Source organism: Pseudomonas sp. SbOxS1 (assembly GCF_013416725.1).
Lineage (GTDB): Bacteria > Pseudomonadota > Gammaproteobacteria > Pseudomonadales > Pseudomonadaceae > Aquipseudomonas.
On the sequence record NZ_JAAVXC010000032.1, the window covers coordinates 175,969 to 194,435 of the forward strand.

Annotated in this window: 18 protein-coding genes and 1 pseudogene; 13 read left to right on the forward strand and 6 right to left on the reverse strand. The window is 59.6% G+C overall.

Translation table 11 applies throughout. The annotated features are described in order from the left end of the window. The first annotated feature begins 3 nt into the window (after window positions 1–3). The 3 genes from HFK74_RS24910 to cyoE are packed head-to-tail and all read left to right on the forward strand — an operon-like array spanning window position 4 to window position 1,862. Window positions 4–627, forward strand: a complete 624-nt coding sequence (locus HFK74_RS24910) for a cytochrome o ubiquinol oxidase subunit III (RefSeq protein WP_008060550.1) — start codon at window positions 4–6, stop codon at window positions 625–627. Beyond that, a complete protein-coding gene (gene cyoD, locus HFK74_RS24915) occupies window positions 628–963 on the forward strand; it encodes a cytochrome o ubiquinol oxidase subunit IV (RefSeq protein ID WP_008060551.1) in 336 nt (111 codons plus the stop codon). 11 nt (window positions 964–974) lie between these two features. After that, on the forward strand, window positions 975–1,862 hold the full coding sequence (gene cyoE, locus HFK74_RS24920) for a heme o synthase (RefSeq protein ID WP_007986830.1): 888 nt from the start codon (window positions 975–977) through the stop codon (window positions 1,860–1,862). 368 nt (window positions 1,863–2,230) lie between these two features. Here cyoE and HFK74_RS24925 read toward each other — a convergent pair whose 3' ends face one another. Continuing rightward, window positions 2,231–2,509, reverse strand: a complete 279-nt coding sequence (locus HFK74_RS24925) for a DUF3077 domain-containing protein (protein WP_180205800.1) — start codon at window positions 2,507–2,509, stop codon at window positions 2,231–2,233. A 331-nt stretch (window positions 2,510–2,840) separates the two neighbouring features. Continuing rightward, a complete protein-coding gene (locus HFK74_RS24930) occupies window positions 2,841–4,259 on the reverse strand; it encodes a PLP-dependent aminotransferase family protein (RefSeq protein ID WP_180205801.1) in 1,419 nt (472 codons plus the stop codon). A gap of 148 nt (window positions 4,260–4,407) precedes the next feature. Between HFK74_RS24930 and HFK74_RS24935 the strand changes: the two genes are divergently transcribed. From HFK74_RS24935 to HFK74_RS24980, 10 genes are all read left to right on the forward strand, one after another. Next, the gene (locus HFK74_RS24935) at window positions 4,408–5,508 is read left to right on the forward strand and encodes a hypothetical protein (protein WP_180205802.1); all 1,101 of its coding nucleotides are present in this window, start codon (window positions 4,408–4,410) and stop codon (window positions 5,506–5,508) included. 42 nt (window positions 5,509–5,550) lie between these two features. Further along, window positions 5,551–6,831 carry an acetyl-CoA carboxylase biotin carboxylase subunit family protein gene (locus tag HFK74_RS24940; RefSeq protein ID WP_180205803.1) on the forward strand — a complete coding sequence of 427 codons (1,281 nt, stop codon included), beginning with the start codon at window positions 5,551–5,553 and terminating at the stop codon, window positions 6,829–6,831. 48 nt (window positions 6,832–6,879) lie between these two features. Further along, a complete protein-coding gene (locus tag HFK74_RS24945; protein ID WP_008060558.1) occupies window positions 6,880–7,374 on the forward strand; it encodes a RidA family protein in 495 nt (164 codons plus the stop codon). An 84-nt stretch (window positions 7,375–7,458) separates the two neighbouring features. Next, on the forward strand, window positions 7,459–7,944 hold the full coding sequence (locus HFK74_RS24950; RefSeq protein ID WP_180205804.1) for a cupin domain-containing protein: 486 nt from the start codon (window positions 7,459–7,461) through the stop codon (window positions 7,942–7,944). A gap of 211 nt (window positions 7,945–8,155) precedes the next feature. After that, window positions 8,156–8,812: a glutathione transferase gene (yfcF, locus tag HFK74_RS24955; RefSeq protein ID WP_180205805.1), complete on the forward strand. Its 657-nt coding sequence runs from the start codon at window positions 8,156–8,158 to the stop codon at window positions 8,810–8,812. A gap of 34 nt (window positions 8,813–8,846) precedes the next feature. Next, entirely contained in the window at window positions 8,847–10,199 is a 1,353-nt protein-coding gene (locus tag HFK74_RS24960; RefSeq protein ID WP_180205806.1) for a KamA family radical SAM protein, read from the forward strand. 32 nt (window positions 10,200–10,231) lie between these two features. Beyond that, window positions 10,232–11,104 carry a branched-chain amino acid aminotransferase gene (locus HFK74_RS24965; RefSeq protein WP_180205807.1) on the forward strand — a complete coding sequence of 291 codons (873 nt, stop codon included), beginning with the start codon at window positions 10,232–10,234 and terminating at the stop codon, window positions 11,102–11,104. Window positions 11,105–11,125: 21 nt separating this feature from the next. Next, a complete protein-coding gene (locus tag HFK74_RS24970; protein ID WP_180205808.1) occupies window positions 11,126–11,884 on the forward strand; it encodes a TauD/TfdA family dioxygenase in 759 nt (252 codons plus the stop codon). Between the two features lie 64 nt (window positions 11,885–11,948). Continuing rightward, window positions 11,949–12,908, forward strand: a complete 960-nt coding sequence (locus HFK74_RS24975) for a diiron oxygenase (RefSeq protein ID WP_180205809.1) — start codon at window positions 11,949–11,951, stop codon at window positions 12,906–12,908. 14 nt (window positions 12,909–12,922) lie between these two features. Next, window positions 12,923–13,723 (forward strand): N-acyl homoserine lactonase family protein, encoded by an 801-nt coding sequence (locus tag HFK74_RS24980; RefSeq protein ID WP_180205810.1) that lies wholly within the window; start codon window positions 12,923–12,925, stop codon window positions 13,721–13,723. A 132-nt stretch (window positions 13,724–13,855) separates the two neighbouring features. Here HFK74_RS24980 and HFK74_RS24985 read toward each other — a convergent pair whose 3' ends face one another. From HFK74_RS24985 to HFK74_RS25000, 4 genes and pseudogenes are all read right to left on the reverse strand, one after another. Beyond that, window positions 13,856–15,274, reverse strand: a complete 1,419-nt coding sequence (locus HFK74_RS24985; RefSeq protein ID WP_180205811.1) for a PLP-dependent aminotransferase family protein — start codon at window positions 15,272–15,274, stop codon at window positions 13,856–13,858. Between the two features lie 222 nt (window positions 15,275–15,496). Continuing rightward, window positions 15,497–16,201 carry a hypothetical protein gene (locus HFK74_RS24990; protein ID WP_180205812.1) on the reverse strand — a complete coding sequence of 235 codons (705 nt, stop codon included), beginning with the start codon at window positions 16,199–16,201 and terminating at the stop codon, window positions 15,497–15,499. Between the two features lie 295 nt (window positions 16,202–16,496). Beyond that, a pseudogene (locus tag HFK74_RS24995) lies at window positions 16,497–16,850 on the reverse strand (ABC transporter permease); the annotation flags it as partial. A 155-nt stretch (window positions 16,851–17,005) separates the two neighbouring features. Next, the gene (locus HFK74_RS25000) at window positions 17,006–18,328 is read right to left on the reverse strand and encodes a M12 family metallo-peptidase (protein WP_180205813.1); all 1,323 of its coding nucleotides are present in this window, start codon (window positions 18,326–18,328) and stop codon (window positions 17,006–17,008) included. Window positions 18,329–18,467: the final 139 nt, after the last annotated feature.

Genomic DNA, 18,467 nt, shown 5'->3' on the forward strand with positions numbered 1-18,467 from the left:
ACCATGTCGAACTTAGTGACCAATGTTGGACACGCCCATGGTGACCATGGGCACGATGACCACCACCACGACTCGGGCGAGATGACCGTATACGGTTTCTGGCTCTACCTGATGACCGACTGCATTCTGTTTGCGTCGATCTTCGCGGTGTACGCGGTACTGGTTAACAACGTAGCGGGTGGCCCGTCGGGCCACGACATCTTCGAACTGCCATACGTACTGGGCGAAACCGCTCTGCTGCTGTTCAGTTCGATCACCTACGGCTTCGCCATGCTGGCGTTCTACCGTGGCAACAAGAAGCAGGTCCTGGGCTGGTTGGCCATGACCTTCCTGTTCGGCCTGGGCTTCATCGGCATGGAGGTCAACGAGTTCCACCTGCTGATCTCCGAAGGCTACGGCCCTAGCCGCAGCGGCTTCCTGTCCGGGTTCTTCACCCTGGTCGGCACCCACGGTCTGCACGTGACCAGCGGTCTGATCTGGATGGCGATCATGATGTACCAGGTCAACAAGCATGGCCTGACATCGACCAACAAGACCCGCCTGAGCTGCCTGAGCCTGTTCTGGCACTTCCTGGACGTCGTGTGGATCTGTGTATTCACCGTTGTTTACCTGATGGGGACTATGTAAATGGCTAATGCACATTCTCATGGCCACGACGATGCCGGTCACGGCAGCTACAAGTCGTACGCCATCGGTTTCATCCTGTCGGTGATCCTGACCGCCATTCCATTCGGCCTGGTGATGTACCCGACGCTGCCGAAGTCGATCACCCTGTTGATCGTCCTCGCGTTCGCGATCGTCCAGGTGCTGGTGCACCTGGTGTACTTCCTGCACCTGGACCGTTCGGCCGCGCAGCGTAACAACGTGATTGCGTTTGTGTTCGCCGCGATCGTGATCGTCCTGCTGGTTGGCCTGTCGCTGTGGATCATGTTCAGCATCCACACGTTCATGATGGCGAAGTGAGGTAAGTCCGCATGTCCCTCAAGCACTTTATCCAAATCACCAAACCGGGGATCATTTTCGGTAACGTGCTTTCTGTGGCAGGCGGATTTTTCCTGGCCTCCAAAGGGCATGTCGATCTGGCCATCTTCCTGGCCGCCATGATCGGCACGTCCCTGGTGGTTGCCTCCGGTTGCGTGTTCAACAACTGCATCGACCGCGACATCGACCTGAAGATGGAACGCACCAAGAACCGTGTGCTGGTCCAGGGCCTCATCTCCCTGAAACTGGCCCTGATCTATGCGACCGTCCTGGGTGTCGCCGGCGTTGCGCTGTTGTACAAGGTGGCCAACCCGTTGGCCGCCCTGTTCGCAGTCATCGGCTTCGTGATCTACGTCGGCTTCTACAGCCTGTACCTCAAGCGCAAGTCGGTTCACGGCACGCTGGTGGGCAGTCTGTCGGGCGCCATGCCGCCGGTGATCGGCTACGTCGCGGTGAGCAACACCTTCGACATGGCCGCGCTGACCCTGCTGGTGATGTTCAGCCTGTGGCAGATGCCGCATTCCTACGCCATCGCGATCTTCCGCTTCAACGATTATCTGGCCGCATCGATCCCGGTGCTGCCAGTGAAGCGCGGAATCCAGGTGGCCAAGAAGCACATCCTGATCTACATCCTGGCCTTCCTCGTGGCGACCTTGATGCTGACCTTCAGCGGCTACGCCGGCATGAGCTACCTCGCCGTCGCCGCGGCCATGGGCATGTACTGGTTGTACATGGCCTGGACCGGCTACAAGGCAGTGGATGACACGGTCTGGGCACGCAAGCTGTTCGTGTTCTCGATCTTCACCATTACCGCGTTGAGCGTGATGATGTCCCTGGACTTCAAAGTGCCGACCGAGCTGTTGCTGACGTACGCGCCTTAAGGTTTGGACGCCGCATCGAAAAGCCCCGCCTTCGAGAGAAGAGCGGGGCTTTTTGTTGGGTGTTTTCTGGTGGACCGAGGTGCCACCATCGCGAGCAGGCTCACTCCTACATTGGAAATGCGTTGTCGCCAATGTTGAATGCAACACCGATCCCTGTAGGAGTGAGCCTGCTCGCGATGGCCGCGACGCGGACTAACAGGCGGATTCGATATCGGTCCACTTAAGAAAAAATTGAGGAAACCTCAAAGTCTTAAGATTTTCTTGGCCCGCTAAAGAAAAAGCGAGCAGTCAGACCCAATAAAAGGGGTTAGTGCGCCTGTCTGTGATCGGAAAGCCCCGTATTCAAAAGAAACGCGGGGCTTTTTCATTTACGCGCGGTTGTTACACGGTGCATCGAGCACCTTCACCACGTCGTCGATGATTGCCTTGCTCATGTCCTGCAGGAAATGCGAGGCCCAGGCGTGTCGGTCGCAGTGGCGGACCATAGCTGCGTCTGAGGCCAGTAGTTTGGCGAGGTGGAGCAGGTCTGAGGCGTGGGAGAGGGCGGAGGTGACCGGGACACCGGCGTTGATGCGGAAAAGCGGTTCGTTGGCGTGATAGGAGAAGGGGGTGAGGCCGATGGTTTTGAGGTCTTGGGGATTGGTCATTGGGCTTCACCTCCTGCTGATCGCGAGGTGCTAAGTGCAAGAGAATTAATTTTGAACGGATTGCGGGCATGCATAAAGAGAACTCCAATTGTTCCTGTATCTAGTTCGAGTTCTCAGGCCCGGTCGCTGAATTGGCAGCGACGGGTCGAAGTTAACGTGTGGATATCGGATTGCACAATCGTGGCTATGTGCTGGCCGGGATGGGGTCGGGCGCCGCAGTCCCTGTGGGAGCGAGCCTGCTCGCGAAAGCGATGTGCCAGGCAATATTGATGCTGGATGTGACGGCCCCTTCGCGAGCAGGCTCGCTCCCACAGGGATTGGTGGTGGGAGGTTATTTGTGCGGCATGTCCAGCAACCGGAAAAACCGCTCCCGCACCTGCACGTGATCACTGTGCGCCACGTTGAAGCGCAGAAACCGGTTGCCATCCGCCGCCTTGCTGAGCATGGTTCCCGGCGCCAGCACCAGGTCGATTTCCAGACCCTTCCGGGCCAGGGTTTCGGCGTCGAATCCGTCGGGCAATCGCGTCCAGATATACAGCCCTTCGCCAGGCAGCGAAGACACCGAACACCCGGCTTCGCCCAGCCACGCCGCCACCCGGCTGTTCGACTCGTAGAGGCGGTCCACGGTGCGGCGCATGTGTTTGGCGTAGCTGCCGTCGCTGAGCATGGTGCAGATGATCTGTTCGGCCATTTCCGAGGTCATGCCACCGCAGGCCATTTTCAGGGTCACCATCCGCGCTGCCAGTTGTGGTGACAGCACCGCGAAGCTGACGCGGCTGTTGGCGGTCAGGGTCTTGGAGAATCCCGAGACGTAGGAGACGTTGTCCAGCCCGCTCGCGGCCAGGCGTGGGGTGCGGCGTTGCTGCATGTCGCAGTACAGGTCGTCTTCGAGGATGTGGAAATTGTAGCGATGGCTCAACTCCAGCAAGCGGTAGACCTGCGCCGAGGTGAACGAGTGCCCGGTCGGGTTGTGCAGGGCATTGTTGGTCATGTAGAGCACGGGACGGTGGGCGATCAGCAACTGCTCCAGGGCATCCAGGTCCATGCCGTCGCAATCGCGGCGGATGGTGATGACCTTGGCGCCGTGCCAGGCCAGGTTGGTGTGCATGGTGAAGTAGCAAGGGTCATCGAGCAGCACCGTGTCGCCGGGTTTGACCAGCAGGCGCATCAGCATGTCGATGGCCTGTACGGTGTTGGCGGTGGTGATGATCTGCTCGACCGGCGCTTCGATGCCCAGGGTCGCCATTTTCACCCGCAATGCCTGGCGCAGTGGCAGGTAACCGCTGGCGTTGCCATATTCGCCCATGCGCAGGGTGGTTGCGCGAAGGGTGCCCCGCACGGCCTTGAGCAATTCTTCGGCAGGCAGCCACGAAGACGGCAGGAAACCGGCCCCCGGGCGCAGCGCGCCATTGTCCAGCAGCACCGCGCGGCGGACCACGCTGAGTGTGTCCTGGGGCAGCAGGTCGGGGCCGGCGTTGCTCTGGACGCTGGTGTTGGAACGGTGCACGTAATGCCCCGAGCCCTGGCGTGACACCACCAGCCCCTTGGCGCGCAAGCGGTCGAGGGCGTCCACCACCGTGGACTTGCCCACGTGCATCAGGTCGGAGAGTTCGCGAATCGGTGGCAGCCTCGAGCCGTGGGGCAGGCCGCCCTTGCTGATCGCCACCGTCAACTGATCGACGATCTGCTGCACCAGCGGCACACCCGGCTGGAACTCGATAGCGGCGATCACTGCTCGCTGAGCCTGCATTTTACTGGTCTCTCCGGCAGTAAAGTTCGTTCGATTCTATACGAACTTGCTCTGATCAAGACAAGCATCTCTTTCTAACATCGCTTTACAGACTTTCTGGATGGTTGACCTATGGCGGTCGATCGATGCCAGGTTCGTGAGGTGTTGCATGAGTGTCGAAACAACGGTCGTCGCGGCCAAGCCGGTGATCAACCTGCGGTTGTTCACCATCCGGATCATCACCGCCGTGTCGCTGTTCGCGGTGCTGGGCAAGGCCAACGTCTGGCTCGATACCGCCACCAACAGCATCCTGGCCCTGGGTTATCGGGCCTTGTTGCTGCTGTTGCCGTTGACGTTGCTGGTCCTCGGTCGCCGCTCCTTGAGCGTCACGCTGCTGTGCGCCGCCCTCGGGCTGGTGTTGCTGGCGGTCACCAGCAACCAGGGTGTGGTCATGTTTGCCGCGGCGTTGTTTGCCTACGGCATTGCGATTGCCGGCTACCTGATCAAGAGCGAAGCGGCCCAGACCAAGGAGGGCGCCGCCTACAACCGCGTCGCCATGAACATGGGCAGCCTGCTGGCGGGGTTGATCCTGCTGTCGCCGCTGCTGACCCCGACCCTGTTTTTCCTCGGCGCCGCAGGTTTCGTCCTGTTGTGCCTGCCGATCGCCATGGGCGCCACTTTCACCTGCGACCCCGTGGTTGCCCGTCCCGCCAGCCAGGACGGCAGCGGCTGGCGCAACAAGCTGCCTTGGGTCATCGCCGGCGTCATCATGGGCATCAAGCTGTTCGGCGTGTTCTCGATCCTGCCCCAGGCGATCCTGCTGAAGACCGGCGAGCTGCCGGCCTGGTATGGCCTGATGCTGATCCTCAATAGCGGCGTGGTGGTGTTCGCGCAAGTACCGGTCATGAAGCTGATCGAGAGCACCGGGCGCTTCAAAGTGCTGACTGTGATCGCGATCATCGTCGGCGGTTTTGCCGTGCTGTCTTCGCCTGCCGCGTTCCACGTCGACACCCTGGTCGGCGCGCTGGTCTGGGTGGCGCTGCTGTCCATCGCCGAGTGCGCCTTCAGTCACCTCGATTACTTCTCGGTCAAGCAGAACAACATGTTCGTCAAGGAAGTGTCCCTGGGCGTCGGCGCAGGGTTGACCGTGTTGATCATGCGGGTCGCGCCACCGCCCTATAACGCGCTGGTGCTGGCGGCCATCGGCGCTGGCGGGATCCTGGTCTGGTACTGGCTCAACCGCCGATCGATCGCGTCGTTGCATGACTGAGTCAGCGTAGTTTCGGTTTTCATTTTGCAAGTCGGGGGCTTTATGAATACGACTTCATGCGTAGTAGTGGTGGGGTACAACGGCAGTCGGGTTCACGATATCCAGAAGCTGCGCGATCTGTGCAAGTCGCTGTACGACGCCAGGCTGATCCTGCTGGTCGAGCAGGTCCAGCCCCATGACGACCAGGTGGCGGATCACGTCTGCAGCACGTCCTTGGCCGAGCAGGACGTGGCGGCCTCCCTTGAGTTGGTGGTGGGGTGCCTGAAGGCCGATCGCTGGAAGCTGATTGGCGTGCTGCCGTTTTCTGACCGTGGCGTGTTGCTCGGTGCGGCGCTGGCCAGTCATTTCGGCTTGCCTGGCATTTCTCCCGCCGAGGCTCGGGCAGGCTTGGACAAACAGATTTTCCGCCAGCTCGAAGCGGCGGCCACCGCGGCGCCCGAAGACTACCGGCCGGTGGTTTCCAGCCGTATCGACAGCCTGCCGGAACTGCGCCAGCGTGTGATCGAACTGGGTGGCAAGGCGTTCATCAAGCCAGCCTGCGAAGGTGCCAGCCGAGGCTGTCGCGTTATCCGTCACCCGTCTGAATGCGACGAGGCGTGGCATGCGCTCAAGCCCTACCGCGAGGGCGGCATCGTGCTCGAGGAACTGATCCAGAACGCCCGGGAATACAGCTGGGACTCTGTCGCCGGAAGCACCTGGATCACCGAAAAAACCACCACCGACGGTGCCTACCGCGCCGAGATCCAGCAAGTGGTGCCCGCACCGTTGGCGCCTGAGGTGCAGGCTCGACTGTTAGCTGCCGGCCAGCACATGGCGGGGCTGGTTTCCCAGGACAACGGTGCCTGGCACAACGAAGTGTTCTACAGGGCCAATCATCGCACCTCGGCCGTTGAAACCAACATGCGCCCTGGTGGCATGCACATCTGGGACCTGGCGCGCCAGGCGTTCGTCGATTTCGACCCGTGGGAGCGTTGGGTCCGCTGGGCCGTGGAAGGCCAGGTCGAGAGCCAGGAACCGGTGCCCCGGGGCTACTGCGGCATACGCCTGTTGCGGGCGACCACGGGCGGCATCCTGCGAGATGTGCCGGACATCCAGGCCCTGGCCCACTCGCTGGGCATCGAGCTGCTGGAGTCGGTGGTGAGCAAGCGCATCGGCGAATCGGTCAGCGCCCTGGTGAAAGACAACTTCTCGTTTATCGGCCACATCGTGTTGTTCAACGAAGACTACGCGCAGCTTAGCAATGACCTGTTGCGCTTGGCCGAGGCCGTTGAGTCAAGGATCGGGATCACCAGCCTGGCGCCCTCCGCAAGGGTGTCGTGTTGAGTGTCAGGGATCGATGTTTTTTGCAGTATTGATCAAGAGGTTCGGCAAATGATTGAGCACATGACTTGTGACGAGCGCTTCATCGCGCTGGCGAAGGAATTCGACTACGACATCTACGGTGAAAACAGCGCAGGCGGGCATTACGCGCCGCTGATCCGCCACCACGACGAGTTGTATATCAGCGGCATGGTGCCGCGGGTGAACGGCAAGATCCAATACCCCGGGCGGGTCGGCCTGGACCTCGACATGGCGGACGCACAAGCGGCCGCCAGCCTCTGCGCGATGCGCGGGTTGGCGTTGATCGTCGACGCCATCGGTTCGCTGGACAAGATCAAGTCGCTGATAAGAATCTCAGTGTATGTGAAATCCACGGCGGATTTTGTCGACCTCAGCGAAGTGGCCAACGGCGCCTCGGATGTGTTCAGTCATGTACTGGGCGATGCTGGCAAACATACACGCACGACCGTCGGTGTTTATCAATTGCCGAAAAACGCGGCAGTGGAAGTGGACATGATCGTGGCGTTGCGACCCTCTGCGTTATAAGTTTGAGTTGTTCGACTTTACAGCGCTTAATTGTTCGCCTAAGGTCGAGTGACTCAACTCTGCAGAATAAGTTGGAAGCCGAACATGAATAGCGTTCAGGGTGCATTCTTTTCCTATAAGGACTTCCGCCAAAGTCTGGTTCGCCAGCCGATTAAACCACGGGTTTGGACGGATGTTGAACTTACAGGTATACGTCAGAGCCTTGAGGCCAGCGATGTCGATATTGTCGCGCTGGCCCACGACAACAGCCTCGATGGCTGCTCGTTGACGCCCGGAATGGCCGTCTCCATGCAATGGTTGACACCGGGTACGCAGCTCCATGGCCATGAGCATGCGTGGTGGCACCTGTTCATCATCCAGAGCGGCAACGGCACCTTGACCCTGGGCGATGCCGAGGCCGTGGGCGTCGGCAGCGGGGACGTGCTGCTGGTGCCGGCCTGGACCCGCCACGGCTTCGTCAACACCAGCGCCACCGAGCCGCTGGCCATGCTCAATATCAGCAACATGCCCCAGGCGCTGCTGCTCGCCAATTGCACCGACAACGTCGGCCTGATCCCCCGCCAGCTGTAAATTCCCCTCCGTTTCACACCGGGGAGTCCGCGTTTGCGGACTCCCTTTTTTCGTTTCTGCCGTGCCCTCGATGAGCCCTTGGCGATTCGCATTTTCGAATCTTCTGTATCGATGCAAACGGATATTTTCTGTATCTGTTCAGCGCCTGGTCAACTTACTACGATCGCCTCGAATGCAACGGATTAATGTACTTAGTGCAAGGGAGCGTTCCATGGAAAACAACAGGATTAAACTCTATGTTGGCGCGGATTTTGTCAGCGCTTTTGCGATGTCGGCGTTTGTGGCACTCAAGGAGAAGCAACTTTCATTTGAGCTTGTTACGTTGGATTTAAAGGCAAGAGAGAACTATCAGGCGAAGTATCGTGATATTTCGCTGACCTGCAAGATTCCCACATTAGTTCACGCAGGCTTTGCACTGTCGGAATCTTCCGCCATCGCCGAATACCTGGAGGAGCTCGCGCCAGGGCATGCAAGGCTTTTCCCCCAGGACCTCCAGCAGCGCGCCCGGGCCCGTCAACTCCAGGCCTGGCTGCGTAGCGATTTGCTGGTGATCCGCAAAGAGCGCCCGTTTGACCTGGTGTACTTCGGCAAGAAAGACGTGCCGCTATCCGACGATGCCAAGGCCGCGGTCGAGCGCCTGTTTTTCGTCGCCGAGCGCTTGCTGGAGGAGGGCGCCGAGCACCTCTTCGGCGACTGGAGCATTGCCGACACGGACTTGGCGATCATGCTCAACCGGCTGGTTGCCAATGGCGATCCAGTCCCGGCGCGACTCGCGGCGTATGTCCGTCGCCAGTGGGATCGCGACAGCGTTCGGGCATGGATGGACATAGAGCGCAAAGCGCCGGCCATCGCACCGGCTGTTGTTTAAGGCGACTGTCAGGGCAATCACCAGGAGCGCTGCCATGCAAGGACTGTCGGAGCACGAACGCTACAAACCCTATAACGCTCGCACCATTCGCGACACAGCGTATTGGCACAGGCTGACGCCTGAGCTGCAGGAAGCCATGACGGTCGTGGCCCGGGTCATGCCGTTTCGTACCAACGAATACGTGCTGGGGACGCTGATCGACTGGAACAACATCCCGGACGATCCGATCTTCCGTATGACCTTTCCCCACAGGGACATGTTGCTGGCCGATGAATATGCCTCGCTCAAGCACCTGATCGAGCAGGATGACGCCGCTGCGATCAAGCGGCGGATCGAGGCGATCTGGCTGCGCATGAACCCCCATCCTGCCGGGCAGCTGACGCACAACGGCGCGACCCTCGATGGAAAGGTCCTGCCGGGAATCCAGCATAAGTACCGCGAGACCGTGCTGTTCTTCCCCGGTGCAGGTCAGACCTGTCATGCGTACTGCACCTTCTGTTTTCGCTGGGCGCAGTTCATCGGCGAGGAGGAGCTCAAGTTCAACGCGCGGGAATCCCAGGAACTGCTGAGCTACCTGCGCGTGCACACGGAAGTGACCGACGTACTGATCACCGGTGGTGATCCACTGATCATGAACACCCGATCGCTGGCAGGGTACATCGAGCCGCTGCTGGAGCTGGCGCATCTCAAGAGCATCCGCATCGGCACCAAATCGGTGGCGTACTGGCCGCAGCGGTTTGTCAGCGACAAGGACGCAGACGAGTTGCTAGAGCTGTTCCGGCGGATCGTCGCGGCGGGTAAGAACCTGTCGATCATGGGTCACTACAACCACCCGGTGGAGATTCGCCAGGACATCGCCCGACAGGCCGTCGAACGCATTCGCGCAACGGGCGCGACCCTGCGCATGCAGGCGCCGGTGATCCGCCATATCAACGAAAACCCCGCCGATTGGGCGGACCTCTGGACCGAAGGCGTACGGCTCGGGGCGGTGCCCTATTACATGTTCGTCGAGCGCGACACCGGCCCCAGCCACTACTTCGCGATGCCGCTGGCCCGGGCGTTCGAGATCTTCCAGGCGGCCTACCGCACGGTGTCGGGGCTGGCGCGAACGGTGCGCGGGCCATCGATGAGCACCTTCTACGGCAAGGTCTTGATCAACGGCATCGAGACCGTCGCCGGGGAAAAAGTCTTCGTGCTGCAGTTCCTCCAGGCCCGGGACCCGCAGTGGGTATTGCGAACCTTCTATGCGCGCTTCGACCCGCAGGCGACCTGGTTCGACGAACTGCGCCCGGCCTTCGGCGAACGCGGTTTTTTCTTTCAGACCGAGCCTGAGCGTTTGCTGGCACCCGCGCCGGAGTTGATACCGGTCCTGCTGCAAACGGCCTAGGCCGACACTTTGATGACTGGGGAGACAAGGACATGAGCGGTATCCCGTTTGATCAGCGCGAAGGATTGATCTGGCTCGATGGCGAGTTCGTCGAGTGGTCCCAGGCGCGCCTGCATGTGCTGACCCACGGCTTGCATTACGCAAGCACGGTGTACGAGGGCGAGCGCGTGTACAACGGCAAGATCTTCAAACTGCGCGAACACACCGAGCGCTTGTATCGCTCGGCGCAGCTGATGGATTTCGCCATCCCGTTCGAACCCGCCGAGCTGGAAGCGGCCAGCCAGCAATTGCTGCAACGCAACCAGGTGGTCGACGGCTATTTGCGACCGGTGGCCTGGCGCGGCAGCGAGATGATTTCCACGTCGGCGCGGTTCAATCGCGTGCATGTGGCGATCGCCTGCTGGCAATGGCCGAGCTATTTCGACCCGGCGGCGCGCATGGCCGGCATCCGCCTGAAGACTGCCACCTGGCGCCGTCCGCCGCCCAGCAGCAGCCCTTTCGAAGCCAAGGCGTCGGGGCATTACCAGATCGCCACCCTGAGCAAGCACGACGCCGAAAACAACGGCTATCACGACGCCTTGATGCTCGACTGGCGCGGCCATGTCGCCGAAGCCACCAGCGCCAACGTGTTCTTCGCCAAGGGACGGACCTTGCATACGCCGGTGCCTGATTGCTTCCTCGACGGCATTACCCGCCAGACCGTCATCGAACTGGCCCGGGCGCGGGACTACCAGGTTATCGAACGCACGATCCTGCCCGCGGAACTGGGCGACTTCGACGAGTGTTTTCTCACCGGCACTGCCGCCGAAATCACCCCGGTACAAAGCATCGATGAACAGCGATACCGACCGGGCAGCGCCTGCAGTGAATTGATTGCCGCTTACACCTCAACCGTAAACGCCTGATAAACCGCCAGGAAACTCACCATGTCAAACCAAGGGATTGTTGCGTCCAAACCTTATGTTTCGCTGGGCCATCGCCATGAAGAGTTGTCGAATCGTGGCTGGACTGTGCTGACCCCGGGGGAATTTGCCCACGATGTAGCCGGAACACTGCATGAGTTCGGCCCGATCATTCCGCAGTTCAATGGCCAGATGGCGTTCGCCATCACCCGCAAGCCGGGCTACGAGGACTTGCCGTACTCCCAAAGCATGAACGGCATCGGCCCGCACACCGAAGCGCCGGTGTACGGCCCGCCGCCGCGTTACCTGGCGCTGCACTGCCATCAACAGGCGACCTGCGGTGGCGGTCACACGGGGCTGGTGGACGGCTACGCATTCTTGAAGTCGCTTGAGCAATCCGAGCCGGAACTGCGCGAGTGGCTCGACGACACGCCGGTGGAGTTCGTCGCCACGGCCAAGCCCGGTGAACCGGCGCAAACCCGGGTCAGGGAATACATCCTGACACCCACCGAGGAAGGCGATATTTTCCGCTTCAGCTACAACCAGTTTCACTACGGCGATGTGAATCCGTCGAAGGAAGCCTTGCAGCAATCACAGGTCAACAACAACGACTCGCCGCTGGCCAGGTTTGCCGTGCTCGGCGAAGCGTACTTCGTCGAACACAACATCCCGGTGCTGATTCCCGACGGATGCATGCTGATTTGGGATAACTGGCGAATGATTCATGCCCGCAGCCGATACACTGACCCGGCGCGCAACCTGACCCGCTACTGGCTGGCCTGATTTTTCCGTCGCCCTTCTTTTTTCCGCGTACCCCCAGGGGTACGCGTTCTACAGGTATCGCGTCATGCAAACAGCAATCGAGATCGCCCAGGTCGATCATCAACTGATCGTACGGCTCAATCAGGCCTGGACCAAACGTGCCGCGGTGTGTTCGCCGGACAAGGCCCAGATCAACGAAGTGTTCGACCCGGCACGCCCGGATTACCCGGAGTGCATGGTGCCGTTTTTCCATCATCCGAAATTCCAGGCCTTGGGCGACGAGCTCAAAAGCAAGGTGGTGACCTGGGGCTGGATCGGCTACAACCTGCGCACCGTTACCGCCGAGGAGCATGTGGTGAACCCGGCGCTGAGCGTCCTCGCCAACCAGTACCTGGGCAAGGACGACTGGCATTTTCGCGAAGCGATGCAGCAGACCCTGATCGACGAGCACTACCACACCCTCATGCACCTGCGGGCCATCGAGCGGACCAAGCTGGATCGCGCACTGGACCAGGATCTGCAGTTGCCGCCATCGGTGACGTACCTGCGCCTCAAGGCCCTGCGCGAGGAATTGTCCGAGCCATGGCAGCGGGACCTGGCGGCGATCACCTTCGCGGTGGTGGCCGAGATCAGCGTCAATGCCTATCTCGACCTGCTGGCGGACGACCAGACCATCCAGCCGCAAAATCGCCGCGTGGCCGAACTGCACAACCGCGACGAATACGCCCACAGCAAGGTGCTGGCCGAAGTGGCCAAGGTGATGTACGCCAACATGCAGCCGGTCCAGCGGGAATTTTTCGCCCGCAACCTGTCGGTGGCGTTGAGTGCTTTCATCGCCCAGGACTACTCGATGTGGGAGGCGATCCTCACGCAGCTCGGGGTCGAGGACGCCGGGTCGATCATTACCGACACCCGCGAGAGCAACCGGAACGCGACGATCATGCGCGACTACAGTGGCCTGCATAAGCTGGCACACGACCTGGGCATCAGCGAGCAGATCGACTTCGATTTTCGTCCGACCCTCAAAGCCACCGCAGCCGCCTGAACCCGGAGGTGTCCATGACCATTCCCATGTACGAAGTGTTCGCCATCCGTGTCGGCGCCAACGCGCAGCGCACCGCCCGGGAGAACTTCCTCTACGACGCCTGCTGTGGCGACCCGAATGCGCCGATGCCGCTGGACTATTACTTCTGGGTCATTCGCAACGAGCACCAGGTGATCGTGGTCGACACCTGTTTTCAACCGGCCACGGCGGACCGACGCAACCGGCAGATGTATCGCCTGCCGGAAGATTCCCTGCGGCAACTGGACATCGATCCGGCGCAGGTCGAGCACCTGATCCTCACGCACCTGCACTGGGACCACGCCGGCAACCTGGGGCTGTTTCCCAAGGCCACGGTGCATTTGCAGGAAGCGGAATTGCGCTTCTGCACCGGGCCGAAGATGAGCCATCACACGGTGAACAAGACCTACGAGGTCGAGGATGTGATGTCGGCGTTGCCGCCGCTGTTCGAAGGAAGGATGCGTTTGCACAACGGCACGGTCGAGGTGCTGCCCGGGGTGACACTGCACGCCGTGGGCGGTCACACACCGGGCAGCCAGGTGGTGCGGGTGAACACCGAACGGGGCTGGATCGTGCTGGCGTCGGACGCTGCGCACTTGTGGGTGAACATCCGCGAGCGCAGCCCGTTTCCGATCATCGATGACCTGGCGCAATCGCTTGAAGCGTTCAGTGAAATCGATCGCCTGGCCGACAGTGAAGACCACGTCATCCCCGGTCACGACCCCCTGATAGCCGAACGTTTTCCGCATTGGAATGACGATCCGCATATTATTTGCCTGCACCAAAACCCAATCTGAAACAGGCCCCTGTAGGGGCCGCACAGATATTTTTCAGCGAATACATTTGCACAGGCCACTGACAAATGGCCGATGAGCCGCTCCAGTGATTGAACTGGAGCGGCTTGCAACGCGCTACATTTCAGGACCTGATCATCGCGGGTCAAGTAGCTGGCCCAGCGTTGCCAACGCCTGCTCGATCTGCGGCGAAAATGGCGTGCCACAGCCTATTCTCAGGCAATGCGCAAACCCTGCGGTATTGGAAAAGATATCCCCAGGCAAAATCTGTATCCCCCACTTCAACGCCTCGTGGAACAAACGCATCGACGAGTACCCGGGTGGCAGTTCCACCCATAGCAGCGTGCCGCCCCTAGGTGCAGTGACGCGAGTGCCCTGGGGGAAGTGGTGCAGGATGGCGCTGCTGATCTGCTGGCGCTGCTGCATGAGGGTCTTCCTCAGCCGCCGCAGGTAACGTTCGTAGGACGGGGTCTTCATGAACGCACTGACCGCCAACTGCGACAGCGTCTCGCACCCCCTCGATTGACTGTGCTTGAGCATCTCCACGCGGTCATGCCACCGGCCGGCGCTGATCCAGCCCAGGCGCACGCCCGGTGCGAGGGTTTTGTTCAGGGAGGCGCAGTAAATCAGGTTATCGCTGCGATCCCAGTGTTTGAGCGTGGACAGAGGTTGCTCGGTGTCCACCAGGTCACCATAGGTGTCGTCTTCGATCAGCACCGTGCCGTGTTCGGCGCACAGCTGCACCAGTCGTGCCTTGTGCGAGTCGGGCATGATGCTGCCCAGCGGGTTTTGCAGATTGGGCATGACAATCAAGGCGTGGATCCGCTCGGGGCCGCGCAGCATCTGCTCCAGGGCAATCAGATTGATTCCGCAGTGCGCCGTCGCCGGCACCTCCCGCACGCGCAGGCTCAGGCTTTCGAGAATCTGCAGCAGGCCGTGGAAAGTCGGCGACTCGACGGCGACGGTATCACCCGGTTGGGTGACGGCGCGCAGGGCCAGGTTCAGTGCCTCTGATGCGCCGTTGGTGATCACGATCTGCTCTGCGCTCAGGTGGGTTTTGCAGGTCAAGGCCCGGCGGGCGAGGATGTTACGCAGGGCCAGGTTGCCGCAGGTTGGCCCGGTCCTTCCCAGCAACTGCTGATCCTGGCGCAATGCCTTGGCCATGTGATCCTGGAGGATTTTCAGCGGGTAGAGTTGCGGCGCGCAGTAGGGGCTGGCGAAATTGACCTTGATGGTCGCTCGCTGGCTGGCCTTGAGCACCGACGACACCTGTTGGTGAATGCCCGCATACGCACCGGCATCCGGCACCGCCAGGGGAATGGGGCGGGGCGGGGTATCGGGCTGGCGGATGTAGTTGCCCGAGCGCGGGCGCGCCTCCAGCACACCCTGGCCCTCCAGCTCCCGGCACACCTGCACTGCAGTCGACAGGCTGACGGCGTGCTTTTCCATCATCAGGCGGATGGAGGGAAAGCGCTCGCCGGTTTTCAAGGTGCCGCTGCGGATCGCGTCGAGGTAGTGGTTGGCTAACTGACGGTACAGGGGAAGTGTGTTCATACAGGCCTCAGCAGTTGCACCACTGAGGTCCTGATCTGGACAGTGAGTTGACGCTCCCCGCAGGCGGACCCATGGTGCTCAAGGGTTAAGGGAAGTGTGATGTTGTTTTGATACTGGAACAGTAGTCGCGGACTTGCCTGAATCGCAGGCAATAAAAAGCCCCGCACGAGGGCGGGGCTTGGGGGATGCTTGAACTAGCGAAGCATTCGGGGCGGGGGCGTGTTACTGCGCGGCGATAGTGAAGCCATCGAAGGCGGTCTGTTGTTGCAGCGCGGTGATGATGTTCTTGCGGTTGATCGCCTGTTCGGTCCCGCTGTTGTCCAGGAACGTTTCGCTTTGCAGTTCCGCTTCCTCGCCTTCGCCAACGAACGTGAAACCGAGGAACTCCAGGGCTTCGCGGTCGACGTTCAGGCGCGAGCGCGGGGTGCGCAACGGCAAGGTGACGCTGATGCCGTCCTTGCTGATGGTGAACACTTCGAGTTCTTTTTTCGCCTTGGCGGCTTTGCTCTTGCCGCCGCTCGGATTGCTGATGGCCTGGTGGGTCTGGTTCAGCACCTTCAGGGCCAGGCCGTAGACGATTTCCTGGAACGCCGGGTCGTCCTTGAAGCTGGACAGGATGCGGCTGATCGGGAACTTGCTGCTCAGGTCTTCGAGGGCGGCGATGTCGGCGGCCTCGGCGTCCTTGAGTTGCTTGAGTTCACCCATCAGTTCGTAGGCCTTGTCGTCGTCGAAGCTGTCGTGGGCCTGGCGGATCGCGGCGCGCAGCTCGCGGATCTGCTCGCTTTCGCGGGTGGACTGGAAAGCGTCCAGGACCATCTCGCTGATGGTCTTGGCCTGTGGCACATGCTGTGAAAGATTGATGGAGTTTTCGTATTCCGCTTTGGACGACAAGGTGACTACGGATTCAGCGGTGTTGGAATCGGACATTGAAATTTCACTACTTCTTTGAACTTGAATAGAGGCGAGAAAGCCCGGAGGCTTTTTCAGGCCGACTAATCTATTGGACCGGGACGCGGTTGTCACGGCCCAACGGGCCAACGGACAAAATCCCCAGACGCATCACCTTGCAGGAGCCCGGCTTGCCGGCGAAGGCGCCCTCGAACATTGCGCCGGTCTTTAGGGCGCCTTCGCCGGCAAGCCGGGCTCCTACAGGTCCGGCGTAAACCAGCACAAAAAAGCCCCGCGTTCATCACGAAGCGGGGCTTTACGTTCGGTGGCGTGGTTACGGATGCAATAGTTTCTGCGCGCGTTTATCCGCCAAGTGTTGAGCCACCAACCGCCCGACCAGCACCAACAGGGTCAGCGAAATCAGCAGAACCGAAATCGCCGCCACACTCGGATCAACGTTATCGCGCAACCCGCTCCAGATCCGCTTGGGCAGGGTGTCGACGTTGACGCTGGTGATGAACAGCGTCACCGCCACTTCTTCCCACGACAGGGCGAAACCCAGCAGGGCGGTGGAGGCCAGGCCCAGTTTGAGGTTCGGCAGGATCACCATGAAGGTGGTCTGCATCAGGCTGGCGCCGAGGTTGCGCGAGGCCAGTTCTATTCGTCGGTCGATCTGGCTGAGGGCTACCACAAAAAATGTGCGGGGATGATAGCCGTTATGGAATGTAGGCGACGGTGAAAACGACTTCGTACGAAATCGCCTTCACCGACAGATGCCCAGGTCGGATGAGGAAATACTGGAATCTGCTTAATAAGTTGCGTTGATGTCCGGGTTGAGAGTGGTCACTTCGTAGCACCATTGCTCAGTTCAGATTCAATCCCCAGACTGCCAACTGCTTTGGCATAATACATAGTTCTATTGGACATTACGCTCGCTGTATAGGTTGGATTAGCTGTGCTGCCAGCTTTAACCGGATTTTGAGTTGTTGGAGAGGTGTAGTAAATGTTATACCCGACAGCATCAGGCGATGGGTCCCAAGAAAATGTAGCAGTGAAAGCCGTTGAGCCAGTAAGTCGAAAATTTTTAGGAGTTCGAGCTGTGTAAGATGACAACCGCTGCGCATTCTCCCTCCACACTCGCGCCATATCGGCGGTGGCTGCGTCGCCTATAAGCAAACCGTGGGCATCGCGGACAGCGGGGGTTGAGTAGTATGGGTTTGCATTGCCGCATTGCGCGGTGGTAGTTTTGCCGTTGTTGTGTCCATAACCATAAGGAACAGGAGCACCGCCTTGAGCTACACAATGTAGCCCTCCGGCGTTATGGCCTACTTCGTGGCGAAATACCGCTGCACCCCATGCAAGTCCCATAGCAAATCTTCCTGCCAACTCGCCGTAGCCACCAGCGCCGCTGTCCTCATAATTAAACATACCATATACTAAGTCTGGTTTGTGCGTTGCAATACCAGTAGAGAATATTTGTGGTAGCGCCTGATATGTTTCAAGGTTAACTGGATAGTTTTTCTCTACTATTTCTATGCCAACTAATTCTATCGATATGTTAGTAATTAGTGAGTTGCGTAATGCCAAATTTACGCTTTCTATTTGAGCTAAAGCATTGGCATGGGCATTGCCGCCGACAGAGGAAACGGCATCACGCGAATATCCGATTAACATATCAATGACATAAGGGCCTTGCATCACCGAAGGGTTTGTTGCTCCAGCTTTTGTAGTCGTATTATCCTTCACCGTGTCGGGTAGCGAATAATCCAGAGTCGGGGAAGGCGTAAAGCGAGTCTCACCATTGCTGTTAATGACCAACAATCCGCTCTCACCGGGTTTTTCGACGATTGCAGTCAAACTGCCATCCTTGGATCTTACCGCCACCAAAGAACCGGTGGATTCATCCGGCATTTTTAAGTTGCCGCTCTCAACGGTGTAACCATCAATTTCCTTCGAACTCGACTGCTTGTATACGCCCGGGGCAATTAAGTCCGCATACAACTCTGCGGTGCTCTTGCCGGCTACATTTTCGATTACCCAGTTCCGCGGCTCTTTTGTGTCCGGTGATGAAGTGTTCATGCACGCGCTTAGCAGCGTCGAGAGCGACAAAACCAGCGCTGTTGCTGAAATGCGCCGGATAAATCCTACGATCGTAGTATCAAGCATGCTCTTTCTCCATGAAAAACACGGCAAAAGTCTTTTTTGACTGACTGTATTAAGTCTCTGTAGTCATGGAGCATTGAGCGCGTGTTTTCTGGAAAGCGATACTGTAAAAGTTGACAGTTTTTAAAGTTTTTTTGCTAGC

Excerpts from the sequence above, each read along its gene's own strand:
- HFK74_RS24925 (WP_180205800.1), bottom strand. The coding sequence starts at position 2,509 with ATGACCAATCCCCAAGACCTCAAAACCATCGGCCTCACCCCCTTCTCC.
- cyoD (WP_008060551.1), top strand. The coding sequence starts at position 628 with ATGGCTAATGCACATTCTCATGGCCACGACGATGCCGGTCACGGCAGC.
- yfcF (WP_180205805.1), top strand. The coding sequence starts at position 8,156 with ATGGAAAACAACAGGATTAAACTCTATGTTGGCGCGGATTTTGTCAGC.
- HFK74_RS24940 (WP_180205803.1), top strand. The coding sequence starts at position 5,551 with ATGAATACGACTTCATGCGTAGTAGTGGTGGGGTACAACGGCAGTCGG.
- HFK74_RS24950 (WP_180205804.1), top strand. The coding sequence starts at position 7,459 with ATGAATAGCGTTCAGGGTGCATTCTTTTCCTATAAGGACTTCCGCCAA.
- HFK74_RS24985 (WP_180205811.1), bottom strand. The coding sequence starts at position 15,274 with ATGAACACACTTCCCCTGTACCGTCAGTTAGCCAACCACTACCTCGAC.
- HFK74_RS24990 (WP_180205812.1), bottom strand. The coding sequence starts at position 16,201 with ATGTCCGATTCCAACACCGCTGAATCCGTAGTCACCTTGTCGTCCAAA.
- HFK74_RS25000 (WP_180205813.1), bottom strand. The coding sequence starts at position 18,328 with ATGCTTGATACTACGATCGTAGGATTTATCCGGCGCATTTCAGCAACA.
- HFK74_RS24930 (WP_180205801.1), bottom strand. The coding sequence starts at position 4,259 with ATGCAGGCTCAGCGAGCAGTGATCGCCGCTATCGAGTTCCAGCCGGGT.
- HFK74_RS24970 (WP_180205808.1), top strand. The coding sequence starts at position 11,126 with ATGTCAAACCAAGGGATTGTTGCGTCCAAACCTTATGTTTCGCTGGGC.
- HFK74_RS24975 (WP_180205809.1), top strand. The coding sequence starts at position 11,949 with ATGCAAACAGCAATCGAGATCGCCCAGGTCGATCATCAACTGATCGTA.
- HFK74_RS24960 (WP_180205806.1), top strand. The coding sequence starts at position 8,847 with ATGCAAGGACTGTCGGAGCACGAACGCTACAAACCCTATAACGCTCGC.
- HFK74_RS24965 (WP_180205807.1), top strand. The coding sequence starts at position 10,232 with ATGAGCGGTATCCCGTTTGATCAGCGCGAAGGATTGATCTGGCTCGAT.
- HFK74_RS24980 (WP_180205810.1), top strand. The coding sequence starts at position 12,923 with ATGACCATTCCCATGTACGAAGTGTTCGCCATCCGTGTCGGCGCCAAC.
- HFK74_RS24910 (WP_008060550.1), top strand. The coding sequence starts at position 4 with ATGTCGAACTTAGTGACCAATGTTGGACACGCCCATGGTGACCATGGG.
- HFK74_RS24945 (WP_008060558.1), top strand. The coding sequence starts at position 6,880 with ATGATTGAGCACATGACTTGTGACGAGCGCTTCATCGCGCTGGCGAAG.
- cyoE (WP_007986830.1), top strand. The coding sequence starts at position 975 with ATGTCCCTCAAGCACTTTATCCAAATCACCAAACCGGGGATCATTTTC.
- HFK74_RS24935 (WP_180205802.1), top strand. The coding sequence starts at position 4,408 with ATGAGTGTCGAAACAACGGTCGTCGCGGCCAAGCCGGTGATCAACCTG.